Annotated in this window: 23 protein-coding genes; 3 read left to right on the top strand and 20 right to left on the bottom strand. The window is 47.1% G+C overall.

Annotated features, from left to right (window positions below):
* Nucleotides 1-99: 99 nt before the first annotated feature.
* The 4 genes from asd to leuC all read right to left on the bottom strand — a co-directional run bounded on the left by asd (nt 100) and on the right by leuC (nt 4,487).
* Nucleotides 100-1,215: an aspartate-semialdehyde dehydrogenase gene (gene asd, locus ACJJI0_RS09105; protein WP_444885611.1), complete on the bottom strand. Its 1,116-nt coding sequence runs from the start codon at nt 1,213-1,215 to the stop codon at nt 100-102.
* An 87-nt stretch (nt 1,216-1,302) separates the two neighbouring features.
* Nucleotides 1,303-2,361 carry a 3-isopropylmalate dehydrogenase gene (leuB, locus tag ACJJI0_RS09110; protein ID WP_444885922.1) on the bottom strand — a complete coding sequence of 353 codons (1,059 nt, stop codon included), beginning with the start codon at nt 2,359-2,361 and terminating at the stop codon, nt 1,303-1,305.
* 30 nt (nt 2,362-2,391) lie between these two features.
* Nucleotides 2,392-3,039, bottom strand: coding sequence for a 3-isopropylmalate dehydratase small subunit (gene leuD / locus ACJJI0_RS09115; protein WP_444885612.1), 648 nt, complete (start codon nt 3,037-3,039; stop codon nt 2,392-2,394).
* Nucleotides 3,039-4,487, bottom strand: a complete 1,449-nt coding sequence (gene leuC / locus ACJJI0_RS09120) for a 3-isopropylmalate dehydratase large subunit (RefSeq protein ID WP_444885613.1) — start codon at nt 4,485-4,487, stop codon at nt 3,039-3,041. The genes leuD and leuC overlap by 1 nt, the downstream gene beginning before the upstream one ends.
* Nucleotides 4,488-4,641: 154 nt before the next feature.
* Between leuC and ACJJI0_RS09125 the strand changes: the two genes are divergently transcribed.
* From ACJJI0_RS09125 to ACJJI0_RS09135, 3 genes are all read left to right on the top strand, one after another.
* Complete coding sequence (locus tag ACJJI0_RS09125; RefSeq protein ID WP_252085156.1) at nt 4,642-5,514, top strand: LysR family transcriptional regulator; 873 nt, start codon at nt 4,642-4,644, stop codon at nt 5,512-5,514.
* 210 nt (nt 5,515-5,724) lie between these two features.
* Nucleotides 5,725-6,462 carry a TIGR04219 family outer membrane beta-barrel protein gene (locus ACJJI0_RS09130; RefSeq protein ID WP_444885614.1) on the top strand — a complete coding sequence of 246 codons (738 nt, stop codon included), beginning with the start codon at nt 5,725-5,727 and terminating at the stop codon, nt 6,460-6,462.
* A 237-nt stretch (nt 6,463-6,699) separates the two neighbouring features.
* Nucleotides 6,700-7,752, top strand: a complete 1,053-nt coding sequence (locus tag ACJJI0_RS09135) for an NAD(P)H-dependent flavin oxidoreductase (RefSeq protein ID WP_444885615.1) — start codon at nt 6,700-6,702, stop codon at nt 7,750-7,752.
* A 106-nt stretch (nt 7,753-7,858) separates the two neighbouring features.
* Here the strand turns inward: ACJJI0_RS09135 and ACJJI0_RS09140 are convergent, their stop codons facing one another.
* The 16 genes from ACJJI0_RS09140 to ACJJI0_RS09215 form a co-directional block, all read right to left on the bottom strand.
* Nucleotides 7,859-8,128, bottom strand: coding sequence for a VOC family protein (locus ACJJI0_RS09140; protein ID WP_444885616.1), 270 nt, complete (start codon nt 8,126-8,128; stop codon nt 7,859-7,861).
* Between the two features lie 146 nt (nt 8,129-8,274).
* A complete protein-coding gene (locus ACJJI0_RS09145) occupies nt 8,275-9,018 on the bottom strand; it encodes a sporulation protein (protein ID WP_444885617.1) in 744 nt (247 codons plus the stop codon).
* 184 nt (nt 9,019-9,202) lie between these two features.
* Nucleotides 9,203-9,616, bottom strand: coding sequence for a hypothetical protein (locus ACJJI0_RS09150; RefSeq protein WP_444885618.1), 414 nt, complete (start codon nt 9,614-9,616; stop codon nt 9,203-9,205).
* Nucleotides 9,617-9,711: 95 nt separating this feature from the next.
* Nucleotides 9,712-10,083, bottom strand: a complete 372-nt coding sequence (locus ACJJI0_RS09155) for a VOC family protein (protein WP_252085151.1) — start codon at nt 10,081-10,083, stop codon at nt 9,712-9,714.
* A gap of 378 nt (nt 10,084-10,461) precedes the next feature.
* Nucleotides 10,462-11,025 (bottom strand): P-loop NTPase family protein, encoded by a 564-nt coding sequence (locus tag ACJJI0_RS09160; protein ID WP_444885619.1) that lies wholly within the window; start codon nt 11,023-11,025, stop codon nt 10,462-10,464.
* Between the two features lie 360 nt (nt 11,026-11,385).
* Nucleotides 11,386-11,901, bottom strand: a complete 516-nt coding sequence (locus ACJJI0_RS09165; RefSeq protein ID WP_444885620.1) for a hypothetical protein — start codon at nt 11,899-11,901, stop codon at nt 11,386-11,388.
* Nucleotides 11,902-12,333: 432 nt separating this feature from the next.
* Nucleotides 12,334-12,657: a GNAT family N-acetyltransferase gene (locus ACJJI0_RS09170; RefSeq protein ID WP_444885923.1), complete on the bottom strand. Its 324-nt coding sequence runs from the start codon at nt 12,655-12,657 to the stop codon at nt 12,334-12,336.
* Between the two features lie 180 nt (nt 12,658-12,837).
* A complete protein-coding gene (locus ACJJI0_RS09175; protein ID WP_444885621.1) occupies nt 12,838-12,981 on the bottom strand; it encodes a hypothetical protein in 144 nt (47 codons plus the stop codon).
* An 864-nt stretch (nt 12,982-13,845) separates the two neighbouring features.
* On the bottom strand, nt 13,846-14,130 hold the full coding sequence (locus tag ACJJI0_RS09180; RefSeq protein WP_444885622.1) for a hypothetical protein: 285 nt from the start codon (nt 14,128-14,130) through the stop codon (nt 13,846-13,848).
* A 170-nt stretch (nt 14,131-14,300) separates the two neighbouring features.
* Complete coding sequence (locus tag ACJJI0_RS09185) at nt 14,301-14,663, bottom strand: hypothetical protein (RefSeq protein WP_252085146.1); 363 nt, start codon at nt 14,661-14,663, stop codon at nt 14,301-14,303.
* A 170-nt stretch (nt 14,664-14,833) separates the two neighbouring features.
* Nucleotides 14,834-15,163, bottom strand: a complete 330-nt coding sequence (locus tag ACJJI0_RS09190; RefSeq protein WP_444885623.1) for a hypothetical protein — start codon at nt 15,161-15,163, stop codon at nt 14,834-14,836.
* Between the two features lie 94 nt (nt 15,164-15,257).
* Nucleotides 15,258-16,154, bottom strand: coding sequence for a hypothetical protein (locus ACJJI0_RS09195; RefSeq protein ID WP_444885624.1), 897 nt, complete (start codon nt 16,152-16,154; stop codon nt 15,258-15,260).
* 710 nt (nt 16,155-16,864) lie between these two features.
* Complete coding sequence (locus tag ACJJI0_RS09200) at nt 16,865-17,200, bottom strand: hypothetical protein (protein ID WP_444885625.1); 336 nt, start codon at nt 17,198-17,200, stop codon at nt 16,865-16,867.
* A 164-nt stretch (nt 17,201-17,364) separates the two neighbouring features.
* Nucleotides 17,365-18,243: an IS3 family transposase gene (locus tag ACJJI0_RS09205; protein WP_444885917.1), complete on the bottom strand. Its 879-nt coding sequence runs from the start codon at nt 18,241-18,243 to the stop codon at nt 17,365-17,367.
* Nucleotides 18,204-18,533 (bottom strand): transposase, encoded by a 330-nt coding sequence (locus tag ACJJI0_RS09210; protein ID WP_444884643.1) that lies wholly within the window; start codon nt 18,531-18,533, stop codon nt 18,204-18,206. The genes ACJJI0_RS09205 and ACJJI0_RS09210 overlap by 40 nt, the downstream gene beginning before the upstream one ends.
* A 74-nt stretch (nt 18,534-18,607) precedes the next feature.
* The gene (locus tag ACJJI0_RS09215) at nt 18,608-19,147 is read right to left on the bottom strand and encodes a class I SAM-dependent methyltransferase (protein ID WP_444885626.1); all 540 of its coding nucleotides are present in this window, start codon (nt 19,145-19,147) and stop codon (nt 18,608-18,610) included.
* Nucleotides 19,148-19,191 lie beyond the last annotated feature (44 nt).

A 19,191-nucleotide genomic window follows, 5' to 3' on the forward strand; every position in this document is an offset into this window, starting at 1 on the left:
CGGCTTTTTACTTGATGGGGTTCACAGCTTGGCAAAATGTCCTCTATTAACAAGTGCTGCAATAAGCGCCTCCAGATAACTTATACCAAACTGTACCAGTTACAGCTTACCCAGCAAAATCAGCAATATACGGCGCAGCGGTTCTGCCGCCCCCCAGAGTAATTGATCGCCCACAGTAAAGGCATTCAGGTACTCTGGGCCCATGCTTAACTTGCGCAAGCGCCCCACCGGAATATCCAGCTTGCCGGTAACCGCCGTAGGCGTCAGCTGTTGCAAAGTGGCTTCACGCTCATTGGGTACTACATTGACCCAATCGTTAGCACTGTCCAGCAACTGCTCGATTTCTACCAGCGGCAAATCCTTTTTCAGCTTCAGGGTAAAGGCCTGGCTATGGCAGCGCATTGCGCCGATACGCACACAGGTGCCATCTACTGGAATTGGGCTCTGGGTTTGCAGAATCTTGTTGGCTTCCACCTGGGCCTTCCACTCCTCACGGCTCTGGCCATTCTCCAACTGAGTATCAATCCAGGGCAACAGGCTACCGGCCAGAGGCGCGCCAAATTGCGCAGTGGGGAAATCTGCCGAACGCATGTCCGCAACCACCTTGCGATCGATATCCAAAATGGCGCTGGCAGGGTTTTCCAGCTCTGTTGCCACGCCGTCGCGGATCGCACCCATCTGTGTAATCAGCTCACGCATATTCTTGGCGCCGGCACCGCTGGCGGCCTGGTAGGTCATGGCACTCACCCACTCCACCAGACCGGCCTTGAACAGTCCGCCCAGAGCCATCAGCATCAGACTGACAGTGCAGTTGCCGCCGATAAAATTCTTCTGCCCGACAGCAATTGCGCGGTCGATCACATCGCGGTTGACCGGGTCCAGTACGATTACCGCGTCTTCCTGCATACGCAAGCTGGATGCCGCATCGATCCAATAGCCCTGCCAGCCGGCCTCGCGCAGGCGAGGGAAAACCTCTTTGGTGTAATCACCGCCCTGGCAACTGACAATGACATCCAGCCCTGCCAGCGCATCAATATCGTAGGCATCTCCAAGTGGCGGCAGATCGCGGCCAATATCCGGCGCCTTGCCGCCAGCATTAGAGGTGGAGAAGAAAATCGGTTCAGCGATATGCGCAAAGTCATCCTCGGCGCTCATGCGTTCCAGTAATACCGAGCCGACCATTCCACGCCAGCCGATAAAACCTATTTTCTGCATTGCTTTGTCCTGTTAGTGATGTGATCAGCGTGCGCCACCGAGAAAGCGGCGCGATAGTAAAAAAGGTAAATGTGTGACGCAGCGCGCTTACAGCGCGGCGACAACAGCGGCACCCATCTCCGCTGTGGAAACTTTACGGCAACCTTCTGTGTAAATATCAGCGGTACGCAGCCCCTGTTCCAGTACCTTACTTACCGCAGCCTCAATGGCATCCGCCGCCTCACCCATATTCAGGGAGTAACGCAACATCATCGCCGCAGACAGGATAGTGGCGAGGGGGTTGGCAATGCCCTGCCCGGCAATATCCGGGGCGGAACCATGACAGGGCTCATACAGACCAAAACCATTCTCGTTCAGAGAGGCAGACGGCAGCATTCCGATAGAACCGGTGAGCATGGCAGCGGCATCGGAGAGGATATCGCCGAACATATTGCCGGTTACCATCACATCGAACTGCTTGGGAGCACGCACCAACTGCATCGCGGCGTTGTCAACGTACATATGCGACAGCTCCACATCCGGATACTCCGGCGCCAGGCGGTCCAGCACTTCGCGCCAGAGCACGGTGACTTCCAGTACATTCGCTTTATCGACGGAGCAGAGCTTGCCATTGCGCTTTTGCGCCGCTTCAAATGCGGAGCGCGCGATACGCTCGATTTCCGATTCGCTGTACACGTAGGTGTTGTAACCCTGGCGCTCACCATTTTCCAGGGTGCGAATTCCGCGGGGTTCTCCAAAATAAATTCCACCGGTGAGTTCGCGCACAATCAGAATATCCAGCCCAGCCACCACTTCGGGCTTGAGCGAAGAGGCGTCGGCCAGTTGCGGATAGAGAATGGCCGGGCGCAGATTGGCATAGAGACCGAGCCCGCTGCGAATTTTCAGCAACCCCTTTTCCGGACGAATTTCACGCGCCAGGGTATCCCACTGGGGCCCACCGACAGCGCCGAGCAATACCGCATCACATTCGCCTGCGGCCTTGAGCGTTTCGTCGGTTAGGGGCTCGCCATGCGCATCGATGGAGGCACCACCAATCAGACCCTGCTCAAAACTAAGGCCCAAATGGTATTTACCGGATACGACCTCCAGCACTGCCATGGCCTGTTCAACAATTTCCGGGCCAATGCCGTCACCCGGCAAGATCATCACTTTCTTTGTCACAGGAGTTTCCTTTAATTATTGAACCGCATCGAAAAGCCACGGGGCTTTTTCTCGTCGAGCCGCCTCATAGGAGCGGATATCACCAGCGTGCTCCAGGGTCAGGCCGATATGATCGAGGCCATTGATCAAACAGTGCTTGTGGAAGGCATCCACCTCAAAGGCAATCGCCTCACCACAGGGCTTATGTATATGCTGCTGCTCAAGATCGACCGTAAGCGTGTAACCTTCCTGTGCGTGAGTTTCCTCGAACAGGCGGTGCACGATTTCTTCTGGCAAGACGATTGGCAGCAACCCATTTTTAAAGCAGTTGTTAAAGAAAATATCGGCAAAGCTGGGTGCAATGATTGCGCGAAAACCGTGATCTTCCAGCGCCCAGGGGGCGTGCTCACGGCTGGAACCACAGCCAAAATTTTCCCGCGCCAGCAGCACCGAGCCACCCACATAACGGGGGAAGTTCAGGGGGAAATCCGGGTTGATCGGGCGGTTCGAGCAGTCCTGGCCGGGAAAACCTTCATCCAGATAGCGCAATTCATCAAACAGATTGGGGCCGAAGCCAGTGCGCTTGATGGACTTCAGAAACTGCTTGGGAATAATCAGATCTGTATCGACATTGGCGCGATCCATAGGCACCACGATGCCCTGGTGCTGGGTAAATGCTCTCATCAGGCCATCTCCTCTTGCGCTTGCACTGGTGCCATCTCACGCACATCAACAAAGTGTCCGGCAATCGCCGCCGCAGCTGCCATCGCTGGGCTAACCAGATGCGTGCGACCGCCGTAACCCTGACGCCCTTCAAAGTTGCGATTGGAAGTGGAGGCGCAGTGCTCTCCAGCTCCTAATTTGTCCGCATTCATTGCCAGACACATAGAACAGGAGGGCTCGCGCCACTCGAAACCGGCTTCGACAAAAATTTCGTGCAGCCCCTCGCGCTCCGCCTGGGCCTTGACCGCCTGGGAGCCCGGTACAATCAATACCTGCTTAACACTATCGGCCTTGCTGCGGCCCTTGGCTACAGCGGCTGCTGCGCGCAGGTCTTCAATACGGGAATTGGTACAGGAGCCGATAAAGACGCGGTCGAGGCGAATATCACTGATCTTCTGCCCGGCACTCAGACCCATATACTCTAAAGCTCTCAGCATGCCGGTACTCTTGGTGGCATCGGTTTCGGCGGCGGGGTCCGGCACACTGGCGCTGATGGGCACAACCATTTCCGGCGAAGTCCCCCAGCTCACCTGGGGCTCAATTTCCTCACCTTGTAGTACTACAACCTGATCAAAATCCGCATCGTCATCGGAGTGCAGATGACGCCAGGCCTCAACTGCCCGATTCCACTGTTCGCCTTTTGGCGCGTAGGGCTTGCCTTTCACGTAATCGAGGGTGATCTGGTCTACCGCCACCATGCCCGCGCGGGCACCGGCTTCGATGGCCATATTGCACACGGTCATGCGACCTTCCATGGACATCTTGCGGATGACTTCGCCACCGAACTCGATGGCATAGCCGGTACCACCGGCAGTACCGATCTTGCCGATAATCGCCAGTACCACATCTTTGGCAGTAACACCGGGAAGCAGAGTCCCATCCACACGCACCAGCATATTCTTCATCTTGCGCTGGATCAGGCACTGAGTGGCCATTACATGCTCCACCTCTGAGGTGCCAATACCGTGGGCCAAAGCCCCCAGAGCACCATGAGTAGAGGTGTGGGAATCACCGCATACTACCGTCATCCCCGGTAGAGTGGCGCCGGTTTCCGGGCCAATCACATGCACAATACCCTGCCCCGGCTCGTTGATACCGAACTGCACCACATCGAAATCCCGGCAGTTCTCATCCAGGGTCTGCACCTGAATACGGGAGATATCATCGCGGATACCACTGACACCGGCGGCGCGTTCAGCGCTTTCGGATGGCACATTGTGATCGGGAGTAGCGACCAGGGAGTCCCTGCGCCAGGGTTTGCGGCCAGCCAGGCGCAGCCCTTCAAAGGCCTGGGGGGAAGTCACCTCATGAATCAGATGACGGTCGATATATATCAGTGCGGAGCCATCGTCACGGGTCTTGATCAGGTGGTCCTGCCAGAGTTTGTCGTAGAGTGTTTGCCCTGCCACAGCCGTTCCTCTCAATAATTGTAACCCCGAGTCTAACTAGGCCTGGAAAATAACACCAATTTATATTTATTATTCAATCTATTCCTTTATGGAATTTGAACTTTACTCTGAGGCGCTACCGTGGCCAGAGTTCCCTTATTAGGAGGTATACCGATTGGAAATTCAGTGGTTGAGGGCATTCCTGGCAATTGCCGAGCAGGGCTCGGTATCCGGGGCTGCAGAACAGCTGCACCTGACCCAGCCCGCGGCTAGTAAGCGCCTCGCAGCCCTGGAGCAGCAGTTGCAGGCCCCGCTGTTTGACCGCATCGGCCGGCGCCTGCAACTAACCGATGCCGGGCGCGCCCTACTGCCCCGCGCTCGCCATATCCTCAACGAAATCAGCGATACCGAGCAGGAGTTGCGCGCCCTTGGCAATAATGTCAGCGGCAGCCTGCGTATCGCCACCAGCCACCATGTGGGCCTGCACCATCTGCCGCCAGTGCTGAAGGAATTCAGCAATCGCTACCCACAGGTTGCCCTGGATATCGACTTTGTAGATTCTGAGCAGGCCTACGAAGCCCTAATGGCCGCCAAGTACGAACTGGCCGTAGTTACCCTGGCCCTCAAGGATTACCCCCACCTAAACGCACAAGTCATCTGGCCAGACCCTTGTGTGGTAGTGGCTGCACCCGGCCACCCACTCACCAGAATCCCTGAGCTGGAACTGGCTGACCTAGCCAACTACCCCGCGATCTTGCCGGATCTCAACACCTATACCGGGCGGCTGATCAAGCGGGAGTTCGACGCCTTGGGCTTAAAGCTCACCGCCAAGCTCGCCACCAATTTTTTGGAGACGATCAAAATGATGGCCTGTGTCGGACTGGGCTGGAGCGTTTTACCCCAAACCTTGGTGGATGAGAGTTTGGCGGTATTACCGGTAAAAAAATTGCAGGTCCTGCGTAACCTCGGCGTAATCAGCCATCGTGGCCGTACGCTCAGCAATGCTGCCAGCGCACTGCAGCAGATGCTTTTTGAAGCAAACCCGTGAATTTCTATTTGGCAATTGGTTGATCGAGATTCCTTCTAAATTCATGCCACTTTTCTGACATGACTTCACACTTTTTCAAGGAAACAGAAACATCTTATAAACGTCAGCTCGCTCTATTGGCCGACAAATTTGTAAAAATGTGCAACTTACAGCAACAGAAAAAAAATAACCCTGTACACTCCGCGACAAATTTATCACGGAGAGAAGCTCATGAAGAAATCTGCTATTGCACTGTGCGCCCTTCTCGGCAGCGCTACCGCCAACGCGGATACAGTTCTCGGTTTTGATGCCAGCATCGGTGCCTGGCTGCCAAATTACAACGGGGATATTGGTAAAGATGATTTCAATGTAGATGAGCTTTCCCTCAGCGAGGACCACATCACCTTTATCCAGGCCGCACTGGAGCACCCGATCCCCTTAGTACCCAATATCATGCTTGCACACAGCAATATTGATACCGATGGCAGCGCTGAACTGCAAAGCACTGTGACTTTCGACGATGAAACCTTCCAGATCGGCGCAACCATCAACACCGATCTCGACCTCACCCATACCGACGCCACCTTCTACTACGAAATTCTGGATAACTGGGTAAATCTGGACTTGGGAATTACCGCGCGTAAGTATGACGGTGAGTTTACCGCCATTAGTGAAGACCGCGCCGAAAATATCCAGCTAACTGGCTACCTGCCAATGGCTTACGGAATGGCCCGGTTTGACTTGCCATTTAGCGGCTGGTCCATTATTGCTCAGGGCAATGGCACAGCTTATCGCGGCGATACTCTCACAGATTTCACTGCAAAAGTTCGCTGGGATTTCGTACCTGCTGTGGACCTGGCGATTGAGGCCGGCTACCGCGTAATGACCTTAAACCTCGATGAGCTGGATGACCTGCAAAGCGATATTGAAATCAAAGGGGCCTATATTGGCCTCAACCTGCACCTGTAAGCCCAAGCCCTGAATCATTCCCATCGATTCGCAAATTACTTCCGGCACGCTATAGCTAGCGCGCCGGAATTCCCCTAAGGTGGGTTCATAATTTCGCCCCTTGAGATACCGCAATGCGAAGCACGAACCTCTCTCAACATCACCGCTTAATATCCCGCTAGGTATTCCTGAGGGCCGCAGAAACACAGTAAACTCTCCAGAGTTTCCTTTGAGCATGAACAGCGAGGCGAGCGGGCAGTGCAACCTTTTCTGCAAACACTAGGAATTTCCCACCCCATTCTTCAAGCACCAATGGCCGGTGTATCTACCCCTGAATTGGCTGCGGCCGTCTCCAATGCGGGCGGACTCGGCGCCATCGGGCTCGGCCCCTACTCCCCGCAAAAAGCCGCCGAAAAAATCCAACAAACCCGTGCACTTACTCAGCACCCTTTCAACGTCAATGTCTTTTGTCATCAACCTGCAGTTGCAGATGCTCAACGTGAGGACACCTGGCTCAATTTCCTGGCTCCATATTTCTCAGAATTAGGGGCAACACCTCCACAAACATTACACGAACCCTACCCAAGCTTTCTTGGTAACCGCGAGATGCTTGAGATGCTCCTGCAGGAAAAGCCCGCAGTGGTAAGCTTTCATTTCGGATTGCCCAATCAAGCCACAATCAATGCTTTAAAAAATGCTGGTATCACCCTGATTGCCACCGCTACAACCCCAGAGGAAGCAAAATCCGCAGAAGAAGCGGGAATGGATGCCTTAATTGCTCAAGGTATAGAAGCCGGTGGCCATAGAGGGGTGTTTGTACCTGAGGAAGACCGGGAAATAGGTACACTCGCTTTGGTTCGCCTGCTTTGCTGCCAAAGCAACCTGCCTATTATTGCTGCAGGAGGCATTATGGATGGAGCCGGAATACATGCGGCTCTTTCCCTCGGCGCCAGTGCTGTGCAAATGGGAACCGCATTTATACTTTGCCCAGAGTCCGCCGCTGACGAAAACTACCGAAAAGCACTTAAAAGTGAGCACGCCCATAACACTGCTGTTACTGCGAATATCTCTGGGCGCCCTGCTCGCGGTATCTCCAACCGCTTTTACACTGATCTAAACCACAACGCCCCGACAAGACCTGACTACCCAATCTGCTACAGTGCTGGCAAAGCGCTCGCCAACGCTTCAAGTACAGCAGACAGTGATAGCTTTGCCGTGCAATGGGCCGGCCAGGGAGCCCCTCTATGCCGGGCACTACCCGCAGCAGAGCTGATTACTACCCTGGTGGCCGAACTGGAGGCCACAAAATAAGCTGAAGGGCATCAGCGGGAAAAGATCGCTATCTTATTTCCATCCAGATCGTGGAAATAAGCCCCTCAAAAGGCTCCAGGGTCTCTATGGCCAAGTTCACCTTCGCTCACAGCACCCAAGCTAAGAGCCATAAAATACGATCAACCTCCTTTTTATTTTCGGCTTTAAGAGCAACCATAGTGCCATCACCAAAGTTGGCAGACTCATTATTGAAAGGCACAGTGAGCGCGAGTTTCGTAGAGGCGTTGAGAAATTCCCAAAAGACCACTCTACCAGACGCATAAATTTCCTTACCCCCAAGTAAGCTAATTAACCGACCATAAAAACTGCGAGCCTGCTCCAGGTTATTGGCACCAAGTGAAATATGTGAAATCACTACAATCACTCCTGTTTAGGGTAATTGACGTAAGATATTGTTTTTAGGAGCAGCGAATCAAAATATAGCCGGGCTATTACCCGGCAACATTTGGTTTATTGTTGGTCATCTGAGGCTATCGCCCGAAAGTTACATAACAATCGAGGTCAGCGGGAGAGAATTGCCCCAACCGCAGTTTGAACCTCATTATCACTGGCATTGATACCGAGGCAGAAAGACCGATATTCATCACCGCTCCCGCCAAATCTACGGTCAATCTCGGCCAGGCAATGCACCATTTCACCATCCAAAATAAATGAAAGTTCTATTTCCTTCGCCCCGAAGAAGCCACCGCCCTTAAATTCAATTTCTTGGTAGCACCCAGATTTAGAAGAAAAAGCGCCCCCATTCAAATAGCCCTTTTCAACATCTGTCTTCACCAAATCAAAGCCTTCGCTCTCAATCATTGCAATAATAGACTGCACCACCGGCAAGGGCTTTATTTCCAGATAATCTCGATCCTTAGGATCAATGGCAAAATCAATATCCAGTGCCGTTTCCAACCAAACCCGACACTGATTCTTTCGAGCCACCAATGCAGTGATGGGTGTCTCATCGTTTAGCTTGAATTCAAAGGGAATCTCTCTACCCTCACCAGCACCAATGGTAAATGGCTCCATAATTCTTACAGCGCTCAAAATCATGTTGACATGGCTAGTACCATTGTCATTTTCAACTTTCACTTCGGTACAAAGCTTTAAGTTAATAGCTTCAATCGCCTGTTCAATATCACCCCCCTGAACATGGACATTCCCCGTGATTAGCCCTCCCTGAAATACACTCGCGCTTTCCAGTACCGTATCAACCTTAGCCGCACCAATTCCCAGAGAGGCCTTTAACTTCTGCAACATAATTTCTACCAACAATTAAAACTCATCGACCAATACCAAACACAGCACCTACGATAAAACAAGTAGGATCACACAGGTGGAGCACAGCGACAGAAAAAATCTTCCTAAGCCTAATAATGATTACTCTGCATATTCACTTAAATAAATAATCTATCTGCCAAGAATAGAAACCAATGGAAAACTATCATCTACTAATAAAACCGATCATCAGGTAAAACAAACTATCAACAACTATCACAACCAAGAAAACGAAAAAGCTATATAAAAATGACCGACCCCAAGATAAATCAAATTGCAGACGCAGCATAAACAAAGGCACGATAAAATACAAAAGCGCTAGCGGAACCAAAAAACGCTTATCAACTCCAACTATCCTAGCTCCAATATTGGCCAATAAGATCAGCAGTGCCGGCACAAGAACAAAAGCTATAGATGCAAACCCATCCAACCCTCGATTTTTACCCCGTTCAAGGAACTTTAACAAGATAAAACCACACCTGCCGATATCAATGCTTGAAGCATAAATTTCTCCACCTATGTATTTAAAAGCAGCAAATTGACTGGCTCTTAGCGCACCACAAAAAACCCCAATATACATTCGAAAAAATCACTACGGACAATAAAAAAGCAGGTAAACCTTTCACATTTATGGACAGCGTATTGAGTTCATATTAACCTCACAAAAAGTAGCATTTAGTCCGCAGAAGATACACGGATAACATGACCATCAGGATCCTTAACCAAGAAGGTCTCGCCAAAGACATCTGTATATAAGTCTTTATATATATTTATCCCAGCATCAGCCTTCCACTCTTTATAAAGCTCTTTCACTTCGGTATCAGTCTCAAGATTAATACCAATCTCTGCAAATCTTGGTGACTCATGCTCTGGAGACTCGCCACCTGACCAAATAGCAAAATCCGCAACCCCATCAACCTTAAAAACTACATATCTAGGGCTTACAAAGTAGGGTTCAAAATTAAATAAATTCTGATAGTATTCAGCAGAGTGCTGTATATCCGAAACATAAATTAACTGTAAATTGGGCTTCCTGATCTTTATCATGAATACATACCTTTAGTTGTGATTCCAAAACATCCGAAATAAACATGTAACAGACAATTCTGCATTAAGCGTACTATAAATACAATGTATACTCTATCTGGAATTATATAGAAATCACATGAAAAAAGGGCTAGTTAAATCAACATTTATAAAACATAAGTTAAGACTCAGAAAATCCAAGCAAACGTTTTATTAATTTTATAAGTTTCATCACTTTAAAATTCGAAAACTTATAAATAAATATTCCTACTGACCACCTCAGACTTACCCACAGATGTCGATTCAAACTCAACCAGAAGCTTACTGAAGGAATAACTTTTCGATACTTTCAGCATGACCGGATATAGAAATTTTTGTACCACATTACTAGATTATTTATTACACATTTTTCTCAACAAAGCTATTCAATTCAGAAATCGATCGAATAACATACAAATTTTTATTTACCGATAGCTTTTCCAATCTTTGTAAAAATCTATCATTCCAAAATTTTGGGCAGAACTTTAATATTTTGTAGCTCTCAAGCGTTCCCTTTAAAATGGAACTCCCATTAGGCCAGCCTTCTGGTTTCTTAAACAATCCTGTAAAGAGCCGCTTCGTCACCAACCAATAGGTAACAAAGTAAGGTAAATCTATATAGATAAGCGTATCAGCTTCGCTTAAGCGTCTATTAAAAGAATCCAATGAGCTTATTGACCCAAAGCCTTCAATAATCCACTCTTCTGAAGCGAGAATATTCCCGTGAGTCTCTTCATAGCTATGAAGATCTACCTCTTGACCACTCTGCTGATATAAAATGGAATCCAAAGCATACAATTTTATACCGGTTACTGACGCTAGCTTTTTACCTAAAGTAGATTTCCCATTAGCTGGCTTACCAAAGATTGCTATTTTTTTCATTCTAGTTCCTTCACCTAGTGCAACCCCCAGAGGCAGAGACAAAAAACCCGCCTCTTTGGCGGGTTTGATAAATTAGTAACACATCAACAATCCCACCATTCTTATGGAATGATAAGAATAATTCGAGCAGTTGGTTGAGTTGAAATTGTATTCATTTACTCATCTTGATTTAAGCATCACTCAATGTCAACCACTTGCCTGATAAAAACACCTCACCGGACTGCGCTTTGGCCACCTTCCCTCTAGGCATTGGAGATACCAGCCCAGAAACTAAGAAAAAACAACTACTAAAAACGGTGTCAGTAATTTCTTAGTTTGTGGCGCAATTTTGGCGACTTTATTGTACCTTTTACAATAAAGTCGCCGAGCTTGGAATCACGATTGATGCTGTTAAGAATTTTCTTATTGCGAGAAAGCTATTGTTTTGTCAACCAAGCAGCCATTAACAGATTTGGGCTCATTAAGTTTGTCAATAAGCCAACACTCTTCATAGATTGAACAATAACAGAGCTCTATACCTATAAATTTATCGGCTTCGTCAAATTTATCCAATTCTTTCCCTGTATAGGATAATGGCTTAACCGTATTTTGTGGTGACAGTATTCTATTGCTAATGTGGGATTGAGTAATACTAGGTAAATTTGGAATGTCATTCCAAAATTTGATAGGCTCAGTTTTGTATTGAACTATCCCATACTTAATTACAGCAGGACCATTCCCACTATTCGTTACACTATATTCAAAATGTGTGGTGTTTAAATTACGATGTATTTCCAACCTTGGCCAAACAGAAGCTCGAGCATAAGCACGATCTACATAAGCAGAATACATGCTAACTATAGCCGTAACGAAACTAATTAATAGAGCTGAGAAAGCAACAACCATCTCAGGTTTTTTGTACCATTTCACATTATCCATGCATTCATATTCCTAAACTTTGGCTCTATCAGCCACATAGCCAATTAACATTGCCAACAGGAGCAGCCAGACCATTTACGGTCAAAGCGGGCTGATCAACCAACTGGCTCCCTGCCAACCATTTTTAACTGGCTACAGCCTGATAAATTTGCTGGGTAAAATAGCATATATTCCTTACCAGTTAACTATCTGATTAGCACTCCACAATGGAGCATCAGGCTTGTAGGACTTGTTGACTTAAAAGAAAGGCACTTGAATGAAACTGCACTAGCAGTTTGAAGGAAAACTCTCTGGGAAAATGTACTCAGGTAGAGATTGAAGCTTGCAGCAACTACAATCCTTCCAAAAATTGACCGCCACTATAACCGGCATTCTAAATACGCGCTATAGCGCAGCGGAAGCATACTTCAAAATATCTGATTCATTGCCTTGTTATACGGTGAGCTCTCTCTCCATTACAAGGACTTCTAAGCCGCAATAAGTAACTTTTTCTATTGGATTCCAACCCAAACAACTATAAAGACCGCCGTTTAGATGCTCCGTTTGGAGATAGAGCTTCGACACACCAAGCTGTTCTGCTAGTGAGATAATTCTGTCAATGATTGCTTCTGCGATTTTCTTTCCGCGATGGGACTTGGAAACATACACACCACCGAGCCAATGTTCCTTTTCTGGGTAAATAGTCATTTCACAATATTTCAACTGTGCCGCACCCAAGATTTCTCCTGAATCAACTGCTATAACGAGAAGTGGTATTTTATCGGTGTTTAGGTAGTCAGAAAGCGATTATCGAGTTTTAGCCAGGCTATTGCTTTCCCTTAGGTAACCCCATTCCGTAAAATACCACTCCGCAACAATTGGTAACGCTTGTTTATTCTCGGCTAACAGTTGTAATTCCATCTCTCAACCTTTCGTTTGCAGCTTGCCACATAACATTCACATGCGGTGGGTGAAGCGTAGCATAAGCCGTTCGCCTGCGATAGCGGCGAACAACATGCCCTCGTTAGCTGATTTAACACCCACCATCACCACCCCCTCCATCTCCAAAACCTCCAGAATCACCACTGCTAAAGTGACCATCCGAGCTAGAGCCCTGAGTTACTCCAAACTTCACTATAAACCACAGTACACTAGAAATTAGGAAGCCCGTAAATACTAACGGAGCGAAGACTAAATTATGCAAATTTTCGGAAGTTAGATCTATCATGTGCCAAGCTCCAACTAGACCAAAAAATTTATTGTGAATGATTTCATTTACTCTCCTTGTATCACTTAACGCCCCGCAAAGGGACGAACAAATAAACGCAGTGTTTTGGCTGTCCCAGCGACCAAAGGGAGCGATTGCTGCGGATTGCTATGTGTTATATTTTACCCACGAAAGATACCTTCTGAGAATTTCCATTTGCCGAGCCATAAACCTTGAAAAATTAACTGCACTCCATAATATGAATGCGAGAAGCACAAGTAGTTAATAAATATGGAAGACTCAGGCAATAAAATTCCCCACAATATATACCAAAATCACAGCCGCAAATACAATCCCTGACGAATGGCTTCTTCGACAAAAGCTAAAGAACTGGCTTTCCTTATTTTCCATCAATAATGAGCCTTAATCCTTGAGCTGAATTAAAAGATCTCACATAAAGCTCATAATAAAGCCTGCGAGGCATCTCTAAGAACTAATCCACACCCGAATGTTCAATTTTAATCCAATGTAACACTCTTAATTTCCCTTAATTTTAATGTGACACCAAACGACGGCAAAAAACAAACACCACGCTTTATGGCTAGTTTAGAGTGGAACAGAAAACTAGTCCGACAACATGCATTGTTAAGTGGTTCACTCAAGTGCAAGGTCATTTGATTTACCGTAAGCACCACACAGGCAACACATTTCTGGATACTAAAACACTTGTAAGAATGGAATATGCCCTTCAATCTTTTTTAGATCGAAAGTAAAACATACTCAGTGCCTCTTTCTTTTAAATGAACTCTTTTTGAATATTCACCGAACCTATACTCAGAATTTTCAGGATAGTATTCTATAGTTGCTTCAGCTCCGTAATTTAAGCCCTCAGCATTCATAGGAATAGTCGCCTGGAATGTATTCGATGCAATCTTTTCTACTTTAATGAGCTTGTCAAACTCAGACCCCATTTTAGGAGCGGTACAAGCAAACGCCAAACTAGAAGCAACCAGACATACAAGAGTGATTAGAAATCGATTCATAGCTATTCACTTAACGTAAAGCCAACTTGCGCGGGTGTTCTGGTACGAAGCCGGTTAGCACAATAAAGTTATTACTTTAGCACTTAAATCAAAAAACCCCTCAAACCCCTTACGCCTGGTTCAACGCCTCGTTATGCGCCTTTCCACTACCGCACACAATACCATTGCCACTAGCGATCAGGGATATCACCAAAAAAACCTATTACACAAGATACTTTTCCTTGCCCATCTATTTCTGTTACATCAAACCCAGCCATAAGTAACTTGCCTTCCTGATGTATAGCCCAATGGTAGCGATGAAACCCATGCTGAGAATCTACTCCGCTAGTTCGAGAGTAAACCGCACCTGGAAGCTTTGATTTCACTTCATGGACATTTTTTTCAAATCCATCAATACCAGAGACATCAATGGACGGATCAACAAACCGGACATTGTTACTTAGGGCATTTTCAAGGTGATCGCGCACTTTGGTAGAGTCAGGCTCGTTCCATGCCGCCAGCATATAGTCGAGCGCTTCTGGGTAGTCTGCCATATTTTCTTTCTCAAATATCTAGAAAAATTCAGGGTTCAAAAAACGTGATCGCATAACGTTTTGCTCAGCAGGTACCGGAAAGTGCTACCGTAGCGTACAGCACAAAACGCCCAGGGTGTAGGTGATCGGATACGGTAACTTGTTATGTACTGTGGATAGCCAATAATAAATCAAAAGCATTGCTTTCTTAGCTCCTTAAATAGTTCTTTGCCTTTTTCATTTAGTTTACCTTCATCCCGGCCACAAACTTCGATATAAGGTGAATTTATGTGTATTGCTTTAATAGCTCGCTGCCGAATTACTTCTAATTTTGGGTTAGCAATCTCACAGGCCTCAAAGTAATCCCAGCTTTTGTAGTCAACATCATCCTTGATCCATGACTCAAGGAGATTTGCAACCTCCTCAGGCTTCCACTCAACCGAACGCACCTTCCACTTCTTAAATAAGTAGAAGGCAATAACAGCCAAGCCACCTAAACCCAGCCAATATAAAATGCTCATAGTGATTTACACATAACGCCTGGCGCAACGGCGAAGCACGTAGTGCTGAGTCCGGCACGCGCAGCGTGCGAATTGCCGCCATTTGTTAAATGCTTTACTGCGATTCATTTGGACTAATTTCTGCTTTAAACTGCCGAAACATTTCTTCCGGTGTTTTTCCATACACAGACAAGAATGCATTACCAAATTTCTCTCCATTTTCTATAGCCCGAAGTAACTTTATACCCCCTCGTGGGTGAATAAACTCATAGAATAGCGATGCTTGGCGATAGTCCATATGCTGCTGCGTCCAAGCATCTTCGGAGGGCGGATAATTCAGTGGCCAGCGTGTGCTAAAAAGTGCCCCTTTGTCTGCCGCAACGATATGGCTCCCTGAACGAATAGAAGCTAGTGCCTGCTCTTTACTGACACGAGTAGCACCGCCACCTTTAGACGCAAAGGTTGCTAAACCGTCGTGATACCACTGAGGTATAAATGTGGCTTTGAATATTGAAACCTGCTGGAATAGGTGTAGGTGCGACAACTCATGCGCCAGCCAAATGGGATAGTCCTCGTTTGAAGTCACGTAGGATGAGAGGAATAGGCCGTTTGAAGTTACAGCAGCAAGAATACCCCCTTTTAAACCAGTGTATGAGTTAAAGCATTCTCGGGTATCACAAATATGGACGATTACCTTTTTCGAGAAAGGCTTGTCATGCACACCCTCAATTAGTTTTATTTGATCATCTAGGATTTTTTGAACGAGTAGGGCATTTTCCTCCATGCCTGGCTTGAACAAAATGCGCTCATCAGCAGCTAACTTGCTAAATTCGTCCTCTACGGGTGAATGACCCTCTAGCGGAGAAAAATTATCGCAACCCGTAGATAGGACAAAAACTAGTATGGCGAAACAGGTATAACAGCATTTCCTCCATAAACTTTGTAACAGAGGCATTTTCTCAATCCTGTTTGCTTGGCAGAAAAAGAGCGAACGGTATTGCAATGGGGCCAAAAAGCCCTCCCAAGATAACCCATAAAACTCGATTTAGATTCCTTTTCCGTGCGATTGCTAGGCAAACGACCATGCACACAAGGCTCAATACAAATAGGATGCTAACCATTTCATAATCTCTACGTGGTTGGTTCAGACATTTAACATTTAACGTTGCCGGCAGGGGTAGCTTACCTTGTACGCATTTTGCGCAAAAATGGGAGTACAGCGACCTGCGCAAAAGGTGCGCAAGGTAAGCTGTCCCGCGGAGGGCCGAAGGCCCGTAGCAAATTGTCCGGCCTTGTATGGGAATTTTTCACCGTGCTCATCATATGTATACTTTGCCCAGTCTGTGAAGCTGCTGCCATGACATGTAACTACGAACTCGGTGCACGGCCACCACCTGTATATAAAAGCCAAAATCTGGTTTTGACGATACTGAAGAATTAAATGGTTTTAACCCCTCAAGAGGCAATTGATTCTTTTTTAAATATGTCTCGATTGTTTCTCTAGCCTGACCTTCCATTTCTGGAGTAAGTTCTCTAGCTTGTTTGCTACAGTCTACCAATAAAAGGATACTGGTTAGAAAAATCATTCTCATTATTTATTTCAGACCTCAAGCCTCATAACGCCGCTAGCAGGGGCAGCCGAAACAGAGCGAAGCGGCGTGTAGGCTGTCCCAGCCGCGCGCCTTCTGCGCGGCGAACAACACCACCTTGTTAGAAGTGAAGTTATTTTCTACGAAGCTCAATAGTACGCTCCTCAGCTATAACGGTTATGGTGTCTTTCTCTTGATCGTAAGTAAGTGGTAAATAATCACCTTCCTCTGTATTTCCGACTTCATCCAGGAACCACAATTCGTAAGAATTCGCCCCTATTTTTTGATACTTACACTCAGAAGCCATTCCATCGACAGACCCACCCACAAAGATGAAACAGTCATCTCCATTTTCAAACCTTATCAGAGTGTGGCTTTGATCACTTGCATGGTGCCATTCACCTTTGATCATATTCCCTGTGCAGGCAACTAAAAGAAACAAAGCTAGAATAGAGATTACAGTCTTCATACCTATGCACTTCTAACGCCCGTAACAGGGACAACCAATGCTGTGCACCTTTTGTGCAAAACTGGGAGCCCAGCGACTTGCACAAAAGATGCATAGCGTTGGGTATCCCGTGGAGGCCCGAAGGGCCGGAGGGGACTTAACCCGCTTTTGCACACACCTAGTTGTTAGCATTTGATTTTATACTCAAATTCTTGAGGTGAAACATACCCAATTGACGAGTGCGATCTCTGATTGTTGTAGTAGCGCATATATTCAGTCACTGTCGTTCTTAGTTGTTGTGCAGAATCGAATACCTGGCGCTTAATACGCTCCGTTTTAAATTGGTGAAAGAATGACTCAATGAATGCATTGTCATTCATATTCTTCACGCGATTCATACTCTGACAGATCCCATATCGACGCAATCGCTCGCGATATTGGCCCGATAAGTACTCGCTGCCACGGTCAGAGTGAAAAATCAGCTCCGGATGATGTCCACGGTTTCGTACCGCCCTATCGATACTAGCCAGTGTCAAAGAGACATCCCTTCTATCACTCAGGGACCAAGAGACAACCCTCCTGCTGAAGCGATCCATGACTACTGACAAGTACTGCCAGCTGCCATCTCGGAGCTTTATATAAGTAACATCACCCACCCACAGCTGGTTCGGGCGAGTTAGCTTGATTCCCTCTATCTTACATGTGATCCCGTAAACATGTCTGTAAGTACCCGGCCTCGCCGTGTAGAGCCTCGATTTTACAGCCCTAAGACCATGATTTCGCATGATCCTTGCCACCCGTTTTTGACCAACTTTTATACCCCTCTTTTTCAGCTCCTGGGTGATCTTGGGACTACCATAGCAGCCATCATGTCGGTTGAAAATTGATCTTATATGTGCAAACAGCTCACTATCTTCTTGTCGACGTTCACACACGCCACGGCGGCGCCAAGAATTGTATCCATCACGGGTGACGTCATAGATCCGGCACATCATTGCGATACTGTGCTTCTCCCGGTTTTGATCTATGAACTCGAAGATTTCCCTTTTTGTTGTAAAGAGAATCGGATGGCTTTTTTTAAAAGGGCGTGCTCTTCCTGAAGCAGATTATGCTCCCGCTCCAGTTTCCTGAGACGCTTCAGCTCGGACTTTACCTCAGGATCTATGTTGATGCTTTTCTTCTTTGCCATGATCTGCCCCCGTCGCATTTCCATGCGCCAACGATAAAGCATCACTTCATGGATATCGAGAGCATCAGCCACGTGTTTTGCTAGTACACCGGGGATATCGGTTAGCGAAACCGCTGTTGCTTTAAAATCGTCATCGTAACGATTGTAGTGCTTTCTTCGTGCCATAAGACACCTCCTTACCAGTTAGGTGGAGGTGTGTGCAAAAGCGGGTTAGGTTCCGAGCAACCTGCTTGAGTTTGTTATGCACGGGTAGCCCTAAACTCCAAAATAGTTTTCGGCATGCTATAGCGATCTATAGTCTTTTCCACAAAGAACGAGATATCCCATTTTTTGTTGAAGAGCCTACGTAAGTCAGCTTTGTCGAAGAAACGCTTAGCTTGATTATTTACAATGAAGAGGTTCGATTCAACTTCAGAGTAACCAGTTGCTCCGTAGTTGGTATCATTTTTCGAATTTACTCGGCCTATTAACATACCACCAGGCGTTAATACCCTGTAAAGTTCGGATACTATCTCTTCAGTTTTATTCCAATCGAAGTAATGTAAGCAGAGACTTGCTACGACCACTTCAAAACTATTTGATTCATATGGCAATGGCTCGCTATGATCTAGCTCTTCAATATCCAACGGATCATTTCGCACCAAGTCAGTCGCTATCAGTTTACTCGCAATAGATCTAAGAATCTGCGTATCTATACCCGTACCTGCACCAAGCTCTAGAACTGACTTCCCCTTTATCTCTTTTACCCAGCTGTCTAGCCACTTGTAATCAGATTTCATATTAGATTCAGTGCATAACGCCGACCGCAGCGGCTTGCAAAATG

The organism is Microbulbifer mixtoriginis (SeqCode), assembly GCF_052466695.1.